This is a genomic window from Paenibacillus sp. J14, from assembly GCF_000518465.1.
GTDB classification, from domain to species: domain Bacteria; phylum Bacillota; class Bacilli; order Paenibacillales; family Paenibacillaceae; genus Fontibacillus; species Fontibacillus barengoltzii.
Map to the genome: position 1 here is coordinate 1 of NZ_JADQ01000082.1, position 15,454 is coordinate 15,454.

General features: G+C 52.4%; 13 protein-coding genes and 1 rRNA gene. 13 read left to right on the forward strand and 1 reads right to left on the reverse strand.

What is annotated here, in order from left to right; translation table 11 throughout:
* Positions 1-107: 107 nt before the first annotated feature.
* The 11 genes from ispF to pssA all read left to right on the forward strand — a co-directional run bounded on the left by ispF (position 108) and on the right by pssA (position 12,812).
* Entirely contained in the window at positions 108-596 is a 489-nt protein-coding gene (gene ispF / locus M891_RS0120955) for a 2-C-methyl-D-erythritol 2,4-cyclodiphosphate synthase (protein ID WP_028540153.1), read from the forward strand.
* 78 nt (positions 597-674) lie between these two features.
* Positions 675-2,135 carry a glutamate--tRNA ligase gene (gltX, locus tag M891_RS0120960; protein WP_028540154.1) on the forward strand — a complete coding sequence of 487 codons (1,461 nt, stop codon included), beginning with the start codon at positions 675-677 and terminating at the stop codon, positions 2,133-2,135.
* Between the two features lie 815 nt (positions 2,136-2,950).
* Positions 2,951-3,610: a serine O-acetyltransferase gene (gene cysE, locus M891_RS0120965; RefSeq protein WP_028540155.1), complete on the forward strand. Its 660-nt coding sequence runs from the start codon at positions 2,951-2,953 to the stop codon at positions 3,608-3,610.
* A gap of 381 nt (positions 3,611-3,991) precedes the next feature.
* A 5S ribosomal RNA gene (gene rrf, locus M891_RS0120970) occupies positions 3,992-4,108 on the forward strand.
* A gap of 618 nt (positions 4,109-4,726) precedes the next feature.
* Positions 4,727-5,185 (forward strand): CtsR family transcriptional regulator, encoded by a 459-nt coding sequence (locus M891_RS0120975; protein ID WP_016310685.1) that lies wholly within the window; start codon positions 4,727-4,729, stop codon positions 5,183-5,185.
* Between the two features lie 72 nt (positions 5,186-5,257).
* Positions 5,258-5,782 (forward strand): hypothetical protein, encoded by a 525-nt coding sequence (locus tag M891_RS0120980; RefSeq protein ID WP_009226605.1) that lies wholly within the window; start codon positions 5,258-5,260, stop codon positions 5,780-5,782.
* Between the two features lie 12 nt (positions 5,783-5,794).
* Positions 5,795-6,853: a protein arginine kinase gene (locus tag M891_RS0120985; protein WP_028540156.1), complete on the forward strand. Its 1,059-nt coding sequence runs from the start codon at positions 5,795-5,797 to the stop codon at positions 6,851-6,853.
* 33 nt (positions 6,854-6,886) lie between these two features.
* Positions 6,887-9,331, forward strand: coding sequence for an ATP-dependent protease ATP-binding subunit ClpC (gene clpC, locus M891_RS0120990; RefSeq protein ID WP_028540157.1), 2,445 nt, complete (start codon positions 6,887-6,889; stop codon positions 9,329-9,331).
* Positions 9,332-9,569: 238 nt separating this feature from the next.
* Complete coding sequence (gene radA, locus M891_RS0120995) at positions 9,570-10,937, forward strand: DNA repair protein RadA (RefSeq protein WP_028540158.1); 1,368 nt, start codon at positions 9,570-9,572, stop codon at positions 10,935-10,937.
* Positions 10,938-10,950: 13 nt separating this feature from the next.
* A complete protein-coding gene (gene disA / locus M891_RS0121000; RefSeq protein WP_028540159.1) occupies positions 10,951-12,027 on the forward strand; it encodes a DNA integrity scanning diadenylate cyclase DisA in 1,077 nt (358 codons plus the stop codon).
* A 50-nt stretch (positions 12,028-12,077) separates the two neighbouring features.
* Positions 12,078-12,812, forward strand: a complete 735-nt coding sequence (gene pssA, locus M891_RS0121005) for a CDP-diacylglycerol--serine O-phosphatidyltransferase (protein WP_028540160.1) — start codon at positions 12,078-12,080, stop codon at positions 12,810-12,812.
* A gap of 124 nt (positions 12,813-12,936) precedes the next feature.
* Here pssA and M891_RS0121010 read toward each other — a convergent pair whose 3' ends face one another.
* Positions 12,937-13,332 (reverse strand): hypothetical protein, encoded by a 396-nt coding sequence (locus M891_RS0121010; protein WP_016310692.1) that lies wholly within the window; start codon positions 13,330-13,332, stop codon positions 12,937-12,939.
* Positions 13,333-13,534: 202 nt separating this feature from the next.
* Here M891_RS0121010 and M891_RS0121015 point away from each other — a divergent pair, with 202 nt between their 5' ends.
* Both M891_RS0121015 and ispD read left to right on the forward strand, forming a co-directional pair.
* Entirely contained in the window at positions 13,535-14,623 is a 1,089-nt protein-coding gene (locus M891_RS0121015) for a PIN/TRAM domain-containing protein (protein ID WP_028540161.1), read from the forward strand.
* A 73-nt stretch (positions 14,624-14,696) separates the two neighbouring features.
* Entirely contained in the window at positions 14,697-15,407 is a 711-nt protein-coding gene (ispD, locus tag M891_RS0121020; RefSeq protein WP_036701344.1) for a 2-C-methyl-D-erythritol 4-phosphate cytidylyltransferase, read from the forward strand.
* Positions 15,408-15,454 lie beyond the last annotated feature (47 nt).

Sequence of the window (15,454 nt, forward strand, 5' to 3'; positions counted from 1 at the left end):
AGATCCTACGTGAGCAACGGAGCGACTGACTGAATTCAAGATTCGATGTCGAGTTCACTTCCTCGAGTTGCTTCGTGATTAAAAGATGACTGGGAGAGGGTAGAAGGATGTTTAGAGTAGGACAAGGCTTTGACGTGCATCAGCTCGTGGAGGGCAGGCCGTGTATAATCGGCGGGGTGCATATCCCGTATGAGAAAGGCTTGCTGGGGCACTCGGACGCCGACGTGTTGTTGCATGCGATCAGCGACGCCATTTTGGGAGCGCTGGGGTTAGGAGATATCGGCCGCCACTTCCCGGATACCGATCCAGCGTTTAAAGACGCAGACAGCGTGGTGTTGTTACAGCACGTATGGGATATGGCAGTTGAGAAAGGCTATCGCATCGGCAATCTGGACGCAACGATCATTGCACAAAAGCCGAAAATGGCTCCGTACATCCCGCAAATGGTGGAGGTTATTGCCCGCACCCTGGGTACACAGCCGGAGCTTATTAACGTAAAAGCTACAACCACCGAGCAACTCGGTTTTACTGGACGCGGTGAAGGCATTGCGGCACAATGCGTTGTCTGTCTGGTTCAGAATGTGTTATCATCATAAGCTTGTGAGGTTATATTTTCGCTAACTATAAGGATAGAGCCTTGACGGCAACGTCATAAAATTAGGGAGGGGATTGAAATGGCTGAAGTACGCGTGCGCTATGCGCCGAGTCCAACGGGTCATTTACATATCGGGAACGCCAGAACGGCGTTGTTTAATTATTTGTTTGCCAGACACCACGGGGGCAAATTCATCATCCGTATCGAAGATACAGACGTGAAACGCAATGTGGCCGGCGGTGAGGAGAACCAGCTGACTTACCTCAAATGGTTAGGCATGGATTGGGACGAAAGCGTGGATGTCGGCGGGAATTACGGTCCGTACCGGCAAACGGAGCGTCTCGACTTGTATCGCCCGCTGGTGCAGGATCTGCTGGACCGGGGGCTGGCTTATCGTTGCTACTGTACGGAAGAAGAGCTTGAGAAGGAACGCGAGGAGCAGATGGCGCGCGGCGAGACGCCGCGATACTCCGGGAAATGCCGTCACCTGACACCGGAGCAGCTGGCTGCGTACGACGCGGAGGGCCGCCAATACAGCATTCGTTTCCGTGTACCGGAAGGCCGTACGTTTACGTTCGACGATTTGGTGAAAGGGCCAATTTCGTTTGAATCCGACGTCAGCGGAGATTTTGTCATTGTGAAAAAAGATGGCATTCCGACCTACAACTTCGCCGTTGTGCTGGACGATCATCTGATGAACATCACGCACGTACTGCGCGGGGAGGACCACGTGTCCAATACGCCTCGTCAGTTGATGATCTACGATGCGTTTGGCTGGGAGCCGCCGGTATTTGGGCACATGACGCTGATCGTTGGGGAGAACCACAAAAAGCTAAGTAAACGCGACGAATCGGTCATCCAATTTATCGAGCAGTACGATCAACTCGGTTATTTGCCAGAAGCGATATTTAACTTTATCGCCCTGCTGGGCTGGTCGCCGGAAGGGGAAGAGGAGATTTTCAGCAAGGACGAGCTGATTTCGATCTTCGACGCGAACCGCTTGTCGCGCAGCCCGGCGGTGTTTGATACGAACAAGCTGGCACACCTGAATAATCATTACATCAAGAACGCCGATCCGAAGCGGATCGCTTCGCTGGCCATCCCGCATCTGCAACGGGCAGGACGGCTTCCGGCGGAGCTGTCGCCGGAGCAGCAAGCATGGGCCGAGGCGCTTGTGGCGTTGTATCAAGAGCAAATGACGGCGGCTTCAGACATCGTGGAGCTGTCGGAGTTGTTCTTCCGCAGCGAGCTGTCGGTGGACGATGAAGCTGCTGCCGTGCTGGCCGAGCCGCAAGTACCAAACGTGCTGTCGACGTTCTTGGCTAAGGTGGAAGGCCTTGCCGACTTCAGCGTGGAGAACATCGGCGCTGCCATCAAAGAGGTGCAGAAGGAGACGGGCAGCAAAGGAAAAGGCTTGTTCATGCCGATCCGCGTGGCACTGACCGGGCAAATGCACGGCCGTGACCTGAACCAAACAATTTATCTACTGGGCCGGGACAAAGTCATCGAGCGGTTGAAGGCACGTATCGCTGCTTTGTAGGGCGGCGTAGGAAAGCTCAGTGTGGGCAGCACGGCCCGGGCGGGCCGGCCAAGGTTGCCTAAGGCTGTCCAAGTCGCCCCCGTATCCGGCTGGCTTGTGCGCACGACGCATAGTACAATTGCGCTAACGCTTGCCACAGCACTTATTTAGGCGAAACGGACCGATTTTCTGTTCTAACGCTTGTCAGAGTGCTTATTGTGGCAAGTCAGGCTCATTTCCTTGCTGAAATCAAGGAATAAGGTGTCTGGCAAGCGTTAGCGCTGAATGTACCCTCTTTTTTGCTCGAATAACGTCTGAGATCAGCGTTAGAAAGAGAGGGATAAATTTTTTCCGGGCTGCCATTGTCAGTAGGACGTCCATTAGGTAATATTAATGCAGATAGACCTTGCAACTAGAACCATACCGGCAGACCGCCGTCTTTAGAGCCCAAATGGCATAGATCGGGAGAAGTACGCGATCAGCCGTATCGACCAGAGAGGATAACCGGGACCCTTCAGAGCGGACCACGCAAAGAAGATACCAGGCTGGAAGTTATCTGGATATGTGCTGGCGGAAATGCACCCGGGAGCCGCGAATGCGAACACGCCTTGAATAAGGCGAGGTAGCTTTCGCCGTTTTGTCCGCGTTAAGGACTTTAAGAGGGAGGAGTCACCTTAAGAGCAAAGCTTGGTTGAGCCTGTAATGGACATCAACCGCCCCTAAAGGCGAACTCATCCAAAGCAGAGTGGAACCACGTCGTCAGGCGTCTCTGCAGCGTAAGCTGCAGGGACGTTTTTTTAATTCTGTTTGCGATAGGAAAAGAAGGTGGGAAGACTATGTTCAAGAGAATCCGATCCGATATCCAGGCGGTGTTCGACAACGATCCAGCGGCACGCAACTGGTTCGAAGTGATCTTTACCTATTCCGGTCTGCATGCGATTTGGAGCCACCGGATTGCGCACTTTTTCTATCGTCACCGCTGGTATACAACGGCACGCATCATTTCGCAGGTGAGTCGGTTTTTTACCGGCATTGAAATTCATCCTGGGGCGCGAATTGGCAATCGGCTGTTCATTGACCATGGCATGGGCGTCGTCATTGGGGAAACTTGCGAAATTGGGGACGATGTGGTTATCTATCAGGGAGTCACGCTGGGCGGCAGTGGGAAGGAGAAAGGCAAACGGCATCCAACCGTCGGCAACAATGTCGTGATTGGTTCCGGGGCAAAGGTGCTGGGTTCGTTTAAAATCGGAGATCAGGCGAACATTGGCGCGAACTCGGTCGTCTTGAAGGAGGTACCTGCCGGCAGCACCGTGGTTGGTATCCCGGGCCGCGTGGTTCGCCAGCACGGCAAACGTCTGGACCGACTCAGCCATCAACTGCCGGACCCGGTCGTCGACGCTATGCGCGAAATGCAGCGTGAGATTGAGCAGTTGCGCGGCGAAGTTCGGGAGCTCAAGCAGCAGCTGCGTGAGAAGCAGCCGACGGAAATGTAAACGGGTTTGGCTGAACGTGCTGAACGTGCTGATTGTGCGACTTGCGTCTAACGGACTCTAGAGACGTTAATGTATTGGAAAACGGGCTGTCTCAAATCTAACGGACACAGATGACGTTATTTGCCCCGAATTGCTTGTCTCTTGCGGGATTTATGTGGAATAAGGCCGCTTGAGTCCGTTAGATAGGGAAATCCCCGGGAAATGAGACAATAAGGTCTCTGAGGTCCGTTGCTATGAACGTTTTTGTCAAGCCCTCGGTTTTAACTCTGCCTGAGNAGTGACGTGAAGCTTCGATGCTTAGTCCGAATACTTTGGCGGGGCCCGGAAAGGCAAACGCAGATTTGTTTCGTATCCAGTTTTCAAGGATTAAACCTTGAATTGTTTGGTGGTAATGGCGGAGGGGTTCCACTCGTTCCCATCCCGAACACGACCGTTAAGCCCTCCAGCGCCGATGGTACTTGGACCGAAGGGTCCTGGGAGAGTAGGACGCTGCCAAGCAAAAGNAGAAAGAGCACTACCGTTGATCGGTGGTGCTCTTTTTGTGTTTGGTTTGTACCTGTCCGAGCTGAAAACTGCAAAAGTGCAGTTATTTTTTTGCGAAATGGGGCAAATCAGGTATTTTAGCGCAAAAAAACCTGCACTTTTGCAGTTATTTTGGCCAAACGGCCACTTCCGCACCCCAAAACTGTATTTTTGCAGGAATCGCACACAAAAAGTGAAAGACCACACATGTCCAATAGGCACCAACCGTGCAAGGTTCTCATACGCTTTAGCACGAATATTTTGTAAGCGCAAAGTCCACACTGGAACTGAAACTGTAGCCCCTCTTGGCAAATCATCAAATTATGGTATAATGTTTATAAAGTCAAAGAAAGTCAAAGTCAACAGAACCGGGTCACGGTGCGCCTTATCGGCGACTACCATCATCCGGTACGCTACACATAGGACATGATAGCATCTGTTTGACCTTGCAATGTGCTTCTTCGCCCATGGCAAGCAACCGATTTTGACGATTGCGATGTGCCTCCAAGCCAAGACGCGCATCCATTCTTGACGACTTTTAGTGGTGTCAAACCGCAACATGAGATACACGTATGGAATAATGGAGGATGAGTGATGCGTAATATCTCCGATATCATCGAAAAATATCTCAAGAGTATTTTGCATGAAAGTCCTGAGGGGATTATAGAGATTCAACGTAACGAACTTGCCGACCAATTTTCCTGCGTGCCGTCGCAAATTAACTATGTCATCAGCACCCGTTTTACTCTGGAGAAGGGGTATCTGGTCGAGAGCAAGCGCGGCGGTGGCGGTTATGTTCGGATTCGGCGCCTGCAACTGCCGGGACCATCATCGCTGCACACCCACTTGCATGAAACGATTGGGGAAGAGATCGGGCAATCTGCGGCGGAAGGATTGATTTATCGCTTGGAAGAAGCCCGGGTTTTAACCCCTCGGGAGGCCGCAATGATGCGCTCGGCGATATCCCGCGATGTGTTGGCAGTGAAGCTGCCGTATCGCGACCAGATCCGGGCAAGATTGATGCGAGCGATGTTGATCTCATTGTTGAGTTAACTACATGATGTAACACCAATACAGGTTGAAGGATCTGCTGTCTTTAGTCTATCCCGTAAGGAGGGACGTGCGATGCAATGCCAAGAATGCGGCAAACGCCCGGCAACCTTGCATTTTACGAAAATCGTGAATGGCGAGAAAACGGAGTTTCACTTTTGTGAAACCTGCGCCAGGGAAAAAGGGGAGCTGATTCCCGGCACCTCGGGCGGCTTTTCGATTCATAACCTGCTGTCGGGCTTCCTTGATTTAGGTCCGGCGACCAAAGGTCAGATCTCCGGGCACAGCACACCAGAACATCTGCGCTGCGAAGAATGCGGTATGACGTATTCCCAGTTCAGCAAAATCGGGCGTTTTGGGTGCAGCTCTTGTTACAAATATTTCAATGATCGTCTAGATCCGTTGTTTAAGAAGGTCCACGGCAATACCGTCCACGTTGGGAAGGTGCCGAAACGGATCGGCGGTCATATTCAAGTCAAACGTAAGCTCGATGATCTTCGCCGTGAGCTGCAATACCGAATTCTCCAAGAGGAATTTGAGGTAGCTGCAGCCCTGCGGGACCAAATTCGTGAGCTTGAGAAGAACTTATCTGCAGAATAGGAGGGATGTAGGGTGACCAATCTCCGATTCACCGAACAGCCGCTGAGCGAATGGATGAGCCGCAAAGGGAAAGAATCCGATATCGTCATAAGCAGCCGGGTACGGATCGCCCGCAACATCCTGCACCATCCCTTCCCGATGTTGGCCACCAACACGCAATCGGAAGAGGTGCTGAATCTGCTGCAGGAGGTTCTGAGCGATAAAGCACTCCAGGCTCACGGCAAGCTATACCCAGTGCATCTGGCAGACTTGGATGAATTGGATAAACGAGTACTGGTTGAGAAGCATTTGATCAGTCCAAATCTGGCGAACGACTCCAGAAATGGAGCGGTCTTCATCAGCGAAGATGAGAGCCTGAGCATTATGGTGAACGAAGAGGATCATTTGCGTATCCAGTGTTTATATCCGGGGCTCCAGGTCCAAGAGGCTTGGGAAAAAGCGACGGCAATCGACGACATTTTCGAATCCCATGTGGATTATGCCTTCGACGACCGGCGCGGATACTTAACCAGCTGTCCGACGAATGTAGGAACCGGACTTCGTGCTTCGGTCATGATGCATTTGCCGGCACTGGTGCTGACGCAGCAGATCGGCCGCATTTTATCAGCGGTATCGCAGGTCGGTTTAACCGTCCGCGGGATCTACGGCGAAGGCAGTGAAGCGATGGGTAACTTGTTTCAAATCTCAAATCAGATTACACTAGGACAAAGCGAATCTGAGATCATTGAAAATTTATACGGCGTGGTTCTTCAGATCATTCAGCATGAGAAAACGGCGCGTGAGAAGCTGATCAGCGAATCGCGGCTGCGCATGATGGACCGGGTGATGCGCTCCTACGGGATTTTGTCCCAGGCGTACATCATCGACTCGAAGGAAGCCGCCCAGCGGCTGTCGGATGTACGACTTGGCGTTGACTTAGGGTTGATCGAAGGTGTATCTACTCAAGCGCTAAATGAATTGAACGTCATGACGCAACCCGGTTTTTTGCAGAAGAAATTCAGCAGCAGCATGTCCCCGGCGGAACGGGATATGTACCGCGCCAAACTCATTCGGGAACGAATGGGGAAATAACGGGTAGTACCAACTATGGAGGTGTAGGAGAAGATGATGTTTGGAAGATTTACGGAGCGTGCGCAGAAGGTGTTGGCACTAGCTCAAGAAGAAGCCGTAAGACTCGGACATAATAATATCGGAACAGAACACGTACTGCTCGGTTTGATCCGTGAAGGCGAAGGCATCGCCGCCAAAGCATTGATCGGATTGGGTCTGGGACTTGAGAAAATACAGGATGAAGTGGAAACGCTCATCGGTCGCGGACAAGAGCAACCGACCAATATCGCTTATACACCGCGTGCCAAGAAAGTGATCGAACTGTCTATGGATGAAGCGCGTAAACTCGGCCATACGTATGTTGGGACAGAGCATATTTTGCTCGGCCTGATTCGTGAAGGGGAAGGCGTAGCGGCCCGCGTGCTGAACAACCTGGGCATCAGCTTGAACAAAGCGCGTCAGCAAGTGCTGCAGCTGCTGGGCAGCAGTGAGGCCGTATCCAGCCATCACGGCACTCCAACGAACGTGAATACCCCAACGCTGGACAGCTTGGCCCGTGACTTGACGGCCGCGGCGAAAGAGGGCAATTTGGATCCGGTGATTGGCCGCAGTAAAGAAATCGAACGGGTAATCCAAGTACTCAGCCGCCGGACGAAGAACAATCCGGTGCTAATCGGGGAACCGGGCGTCGGGAAAACCGCCATCGCGGAAGGTCTCGCGCAAAAGATCATTAACAACGAAATTCCGGAGACGCTGCGTGACAAACGTGTCATGACCCTGGATATGGGCTCCGTCGTTGCCGGTACGAAGTATCGCGGGGAATTTGAGGACCGTCTGAAGAAGATCATGGACGAAATCCGTCAAGCCGGGAACATCATCCTCTTTATCGACGAGTTGCATACGCTGATCGGGGCAGGCGGCGCAGAAGGCGCGATTGATGCTTCGAACATCTTGAAGCCGGCGCTGGCTCGCGGCGAGCTGCAATGCATCGGTGCAACTACATTGGATGAATACCGGAAATATATCGAAAAAGACGCCGCGCTGGAACGTCGTTTCCAACCGATCACGGTAGATCAGCCATCGGTCGAAGAAGCGATCCAAATTCTGCACGGGCTGCGTGACCGCTATGAAGCGCACCATCGGGTGAAAATCACCGACGAAGCAATTGAGCAAGCGGTTAAACTGTCCGACCGCTACATCCAAGACCGCTTCCTGCCGGATAAAGCGATCGACCTCATTGACGAGGCGGGGTCTAAAGTAAGGCTCAACTCTTACACGGTACCGCCGAATCTGAAGCAACTGGAAAGCCGCCTGGAGGATATCCGCAAGGAGAAAGACGCGGCGGTGCAAAGCCAGGAATTCGAGAAAGCGGCAGCGCTTCGCGATACAGAACAGAAGATTCGTGAAGAGCTCGACATGACGAAGAATCAATGGAAAGAGAAACAAGGACGGACCGATTCCGAAGTGACGCCGGAGGATATCGCCCAAGTTGTTGCCAGCTGGACAGGAATTCCGGTGAACAAGCTGAAGGAAGAGGAAACCGAACGCTTGCTCAACATGGAGAAAATCCTGCATGAGCGCGTTATCGGGCAAGAGGAAGCCGTGAAGGCGGTCAGCCGGGCGATCCGCCGGGCACGCGCAGGACTTAAAGATCCGAAGCGTCCGATGGGCTCCTTTATCTTCCTGGGTCCAACCGGGGTAGGTAAAACCGAGCTTGCTCGCGCACTGGCCGAAGCGATGTTTGGCGATGAGAACGCGGTAATCCGGATCGATATGTCTGAGTACATGGAGAAACACTCCACCGCTCGTCTTGTCGGTGCGCCTCCAGGATATGTCGGATATGAAGAAGGTGGTCAGCTGACTGAAAAAGTACGCCGCAAACCGTACTCCGTTGTCCTGTTGGACGAAATCGAGAAGGCACATCCGGAAGTATTTAACATCCTGTTGCAGGTGCTAGAAGACGGCCGGTTGACCGACTCCAAGGGCCGCGTAGTGGATTTCCGCAATACGCTGATCATCTTGACCTCGAACGTGGGCGCTGATGCGATCAAACGCAATACACGTCTCGGATTCACGGCGGTTCAAGATGCGGGCGCGGATTACGAGAACATGAAGGGCAAAGTGATGGAAGAGCTGAAGAAGAGCTTCCGTCCGGAGTTCCTGAACCGGATCGACGAAATTATCGTCTTCCATTCGCTCGAGGAGCAACATATCGGTCAAATCGTCACCCTGATGTCCGAAGAACTGCGTAAACGCCTGCGCGAATACGATGTTGACTTCACGCTGACCGATCGGGCGAAGGCGTTCCTGGCTAAAGTGGGCTACGATCCTGCGTACGGGGCACGTCCGCTCCGCCGGGCGATTCAGAAGCATATCGAAGATCGCCTGTCCGAAGAACTGTTGACCGGTAACGTGAAGAAAGGCGATTCGTTGACGATTGACGAAGAAAATGGCGAATTGAAGGTCGAACGTACGGGAACGTTCATCAAAAATGCGTAACTTGTGTAAAAAAATGTTGGTAAATCCTTCAAATCCGTAACGTTAAAGCCGATGAAATAATTGAAAGGCAGCTTCCAAAGCGATGCTTTGGGGCTGCCTTTTTTGAATCCTGCCGCCATGGCGGCCGTAACCTCCATAGCTTTCGATCCAAGCGAAAGGGTGGTAAAATTTTAGTAACCCTAAAGATACGGTGTCTGCTAAGTCTGTTAAATATTGCAGAGGCGAGAAGGAGAGATAAATGGTTAAAGTAAAACATAAGTTTTTATGCTCCGATTGCGGTTATGAATCGCCCAAATGGTATGGAAAATGCCCGGGTTGCGGCGCTTGGAACTCCATGGTCGAAGAAGTGGAGAAGCCCGTCAAAACGCAGGGAATGACTTCCGGGATTTTTCATGCGAAAGAAAAGCCGGAATCGATCATAAATATAGAGAGCGGCAAAGAACCGCGAATTCAAACAGGCATCGGGGAATTAAACCGGGTGCTTGGCGGCGGTGTCGTACCGGGCTCGCTGGTCCTGGTCGGGGGAGACCCCGGTATCGGGAAATCGACCCTGTTGCTGCAGACTTCGCATGAAATGGCACGCAGCGGCCTGAGAGTCTTGTATATCTCAGGGGAGGAATCTGTCCGCCAGACGAAGTTACGGGCGGAACGGCTGGGAGCCTTGTCTGCGGAACTGTTCGTCTTGTGCGAAAGCAGCATGGACGGGATCGAAGAAGCGATCGAACAAGTTAAACCAGACTTCCTGGTGATCGATTCGATCCAGACGGTTTACTTGCCGGAAGTGACTAGCGCCCCCGGAAGTGTATCCCAAGTGCGGGAATGTACAGCGAGGTTTATGCGAATTGCCAAAGGGCAAGGCATCGCTACGGTTCTGGTCGGTCACGTGACCAAGGAAGGGGCGATCGCCGGACCGCGTCTGCTGGAGCATATGGTCGATTGCGTATTGTATTTCGAAGGCGAACGGCATCATTCCTATCGGCTGCTGCGGGCCGTGAAGAACCGCTTTGGTTCGACGAATGAAATAGGGATTTTTGAAATGAACGAATCCGGCCTGGCGGAGGTATCGAATCCGTCGGAGCTGTTTCTATCCGAGCGACCGCTCGGCGTGGCGGGCTCCACCGTTGTAGCCAGCATGGAGGGGACGCGCCCGATGCTGGTCGAGCTGCAGGCCTTGATTTCCGCCACCCATTTTCCTTCGCCAAGACGGATGGCCACGGGGGTAGACTATCAGCGGATGAACCTGATCATCGCTGTCCTTGAGAAGCGAATGGGGATGTTCCTGCAAAATCAGGACGCTTACGTCAACCTGGCCGGCGGGGTGAAGCTGGATGAACCGGCGGTTGATCTGGCCATCGCGGTAAGTGTAGCCTCAAGCTTCCGCGACCTCCCAACGAAGCCGTATGACGTGTTCTTTGGAGAAGTGGGGTTGACCGGCGAAGTACGGGCGGTTTCCCGGGCGGAGCAACGCGTGAAAGAAGCGGCCAAGCTGGGCTTTAAACGCGTCATTTTGCCGGAGAAGAGCATGAAAGGGTGGAAAGGTCCGCAAGGGATTGAATTAATAGGTGTAAATACCGTTGCAGATGCGCTAGCTGTTGCGTTAGATTAGGGGGCATTAGATGATGAAGGAAACTACCCATGCAGAGAAAATGAACGAATTGCTGAAACTTGTCGCACCGGGAACGGCTTTTCGTGACGGACTCGAGAACGTGTTACGGGCCAAAACCGGTGGTCTGATTGTGGTTGGTTACAGCCCGGAGGTCATGGAAGTCGTTGAGGGCGGCTTCTCCATCAACTGTGATTTCTCGCCGAACTATCTCTATGAGCTGGCCAAAATGGACGGAGCCATTATCCTTAGCGAAGACTTGAAGCGGATACTGTATGCCAATACTCAACTGATCCCCGACTCCTCGATTGCTTCCTCGGAAACAGGGATTCGGCACCGTACGGCTGAACGGGTGGCCAAACAGACCGGTAAGCTGGTCGTCTCCATCTCCCAGCGCCGGAACATTATCACGCTGTATCAAGGGGGATTGCGATATGCCCTGAAGGAGATCGGCGTGATCCTAACGAAGGCGAACCAGGCGATTCAGACGTTGGAGAAGTACCGCTCCGTTCTGAATCAAGCCTTAACGAACCTGACAGCTTCCGAGTTCGAGGAGCTTGTCTCCTTGCCAGAGGTGATTAACGTCATTCAACGGGTGGAAATGGTCATCCGGATCAAGATGGAGATCAAACGGTTCATCAATGAATTGGGAACCGAGGGACGTCTGATCAGTATGCAGATGGAGGAACTGGTCAGCAACATGGAGGAAGAGGCCTGGCTGTTGTATAAGGACTATGCCAAGGATGACAGCGACGAAGCGATTCGAGAAATTATTATGGGGCTGAAGCGCTCCACCGACGATGAACTGCTGGATGATAACCATATTACGAAGCTTTTGGGCTATCCTTCTTCCGCCGCAACTTCAGAGGAGTTGATCTCACCGCGGGGGTATCGCGTGTTGAACAAAATTCCGCGTTTGCCCAATGTCATCATTCACAACCTGGTCGAACGGTTTGGCCGTTTACCCAATGTGATGATGGCCAGCATTGAGGAGTTGGATGAAGTTGACGGGATCGGCGAAGTGCGAGCACGCTCCATCAAAGAGGGGCTCAAACGCTTGCAGGAACAGGTATTCATTGACAGACAAATCTAAATCACCTATCATCAATGAATGGTTCAGGAATATCTACTCGAGGTGAAGAGATGATTACAAAATCCCTTCCGAACCTGTTTACCTTAGGTAACATGGTTCTCGGAACGCTGGCGATTCTGCTGGCAATGGAAGGCCGATTTAGCATGGCCGCCATTATGGTAATTGTCGCGATGCTGCTCGATGGGTTAGACGGACGGGTTGCCCGTGCGCTGAACGCCCAAAGCGAGTTCGGCAAAGAGCTCGATTCCTTATCGGATCTCATTTCATTTGGTTTGGCTCCAGCACTGATTATGTACATGATTTCCTTTCACAGCATTCCTTCCGGCGTCGCTTGGGCAGTGACGATCATCTTCCCGATGTGTGGGGCGTTGCGACTGGCCCGGTTTAACGTTCAGAAGGGAGCTCCAGGATACTTCATCGGGTTGCCGATTCCGGCTGCAGGTGGAGTTCTGGCAACACTATCGTTGTTTTACCGGGAAATTTCGGCGCCCTACTTCGTGGTATCTATGCTTCTGTTATCGTATTTGATGATTAGCACGGTCAGATATCCGAATTTCAAGAAGATCGGCTTACCGAAGCGAACTATTGTGTATACGCCGCTGGTTGTAATTTTTGCAGTGGTGATCGCCGTTCTATTTCCGGACCAGACAGCGAAGTTGATTTTTATCCCGTTGGTGATTTACGCGGCATACGGTCTTCGGCAGAACATCAACCGACTGCTTCGCCGCAAACATCAGGACGATGAAGATAATGACGCTCAAGAAGTGTATCGTCCCAAACAATAAGGACAACCAACAATCCCGCTAATAAGAAAAAGGCATGGATCTCCCGCGGGCGGAAAGGATCGATGCCTTTTTGATTTCCTCTTATACAATTGCATGTTCCCCATAACCTAAGTACAAGATACCCTTACGATAAGTTAAAAAAACCCAGCGTGGCACATTTCTGCGATTCACGCTCCACGATCTCTTCCATGTTAATATCCAGCAAATTGCAAAGGGCGGACATATAGAAAAGGTTGCGTCCAAGCTCATTGGTGATGACATCCCGGCAATTCTCGCACAGTTCCCCATGGACGTGCTTGGCGATCGTTTCCTTGGCTTGTTGCAAATTCATGCCTGGCTCGAAGTCTTGCTTGGTGGCGTGCAGCTCGATGCAACCGCATTCGGTTACGGATTTGGTTACAGAACGGACAGCAGCTGCGTTGGTTTGTCCCATCTTCGACAAGACATCCAACAGGCTGCGGTGACGGAGCAACAGTTCAGAAACTTGTTCTTGAAAAGACTGTAGGCTTGGTGCGCTCATTTTCCATCCACCTCAATATTATGAATTGAATTCATTATATTCCACCTTTTCCTTCAAGATCAACCTGAAATCCCATCGTTATGGGGCGCATTCGGATTTTCGTTGGTGCTTTTTTGGAAAAAAATAGAGGTCCAGGATTAGGTGCTTTGAAATTGGTTCATACTGGCTAAAGAAGATACTTATTCAGGAGGTGAAGAGAGACGTGCTGAAAAAATACTCGATGATTTTAGCTGGTTTATGCGGGGCCTGGTTCGGTTATACGACCGGCGGCTTGTCCGGTGTGTTGCCGGGGGCTGCGAGCGACTGGTTTCGCGAAATGAACCCGATCGCAGCGAATTTAATCTGGGCTGCGGCCGGTGCGCTACTGTTCTTGTTCCTGTTCTCTATGGCTGCAGACGTCGTTTCTTCCAAAGTAAAAACGTGGATCGCTGCTTTAACGCGGATCCCGATGAATGAAATGGCTGCCGGTGCGGCCGGATTGACTGCGGGACTTCTTCTTTCCTTAATGGTCTACCCCCTGCTGTCCTGGCTCGGCACAATGGAGAGCATGGCGCAATTCGCGGTATCGGCGCTGTTTGGCTACATTGGGCTCTGTGTTGGACTGGCGAAGAAGGAAGAACTGTCCTCGCTATGGAAATCCGGGAAGTGGGGGACCCCTGCTCCGGAAGAGGAGCGTTGGGCAGAGGAACACAAAATTTTGGATACGAGCGTGATTATCGACGGACGGATTGCTGACATCTGTAAAACCGGCTTTATCGAAGGAACGATTGTCATTCCGGAGTTCGTGCTGGAGGAGCTCCAGCATATCGCCGATTCCTCGGATTTGCTCAAGCGAAATCGCGGGCGGCGGGGGCTGGATATCCTGAACAAAATCCAGAAAGAGCTGGATGTGAAGGTGATGATTTATGAAGGGGATTTCGAGGAAATCTCCGAGGTGGACAGCAAGCTCGTCAAACTAGCCAAGGTCTTGCAGGGGAAGGTCGTGACCAATGATTTTAACCTCAACAAGGTGTGTGAACTGCAGGGTGTATCTGTGCTGAACATTAACGATTTGGCCAATGCGGTCAAACCAGTCGTGCTGCCTGGTGAAGAAATTATGGTTCAGGTGATCAAGGACGGCAAGGAGCATGGACAAGGGGTCGCCTACTTGGATGACGGGACGATGATCGTCGTTGAAGGCGGACGCGACTACATTGGCACCATTACCGAAGTGCTGGTGACCAGCGTGCTGCAGACCTCGGCGGGACGAATGATTTTTGCCAAACCAAAACTGTTGGAAAAAGCCCAATAATTCGGTATGATGGAATTAACTGCGCTGCGTTTGGCTGCGGTGCGGTTGAATTCAGTTAAAGGTGAGGCAGATCATGACAGGGTTGCAAGCAAGCGGCGATACGGGAGTCATCGTGGTGGCGGCAGGCCGCGGCACACGAATGGGGACGGTGGAGAGTAAGCAGTATCTTCTGCTGGACGGGAAGCCGATCTTTATTCATACGCTGGAGGTGTTTCGGCGTCATCCATGGATCTCGCAAATCGTGCTTGTTACCGGGAAGCAAGATGTGGACCGGTGCCGGTCATGGATTGCCGAATATGGCATAGGCGAACAAATACAGGTTATTCCGGGCGGGGCTGAGCGTCAAGACTCGGTACGCCAAGGCTTGCTGCATCTCAGCACTCCTTGGGTACTGGTGCATGACGGCGTCCGCCCTTTTGTCACGAGTGAGCAAATCACGGCTTGCTGCGAAGCCGTCAGAACGCATGGCGCGGCCGTCCTCGCCGTACCGGTGAAGGATACGATCAAGCAGGCGGACGCGCAGGGCTTTGTCGCAGCGACCCCGGATCGGCGCAGCCTGTGGGCGATACAGACACCGCAGGCTTTTCGGCGTACCGACCTGCTGGCGGCCCATGAGCGGGCCGTGGCGGAAGGCTTCGTCGGTACGGACGACGCGATGCTGGTCGAACGGCTGGGCATCCCCGTCAAGCTGGTGGAAGGGGCCTATGACAATATAAAAATCACGACGCCTGAGGACCTGGATTATGCGGAGTTTGTCCGCAGGAAGAGACGGCTTCGTGATTAAAAGATAGTCAGGTTTTAAGCACCGAGAAGGTTGGATGAAGGAAGGAG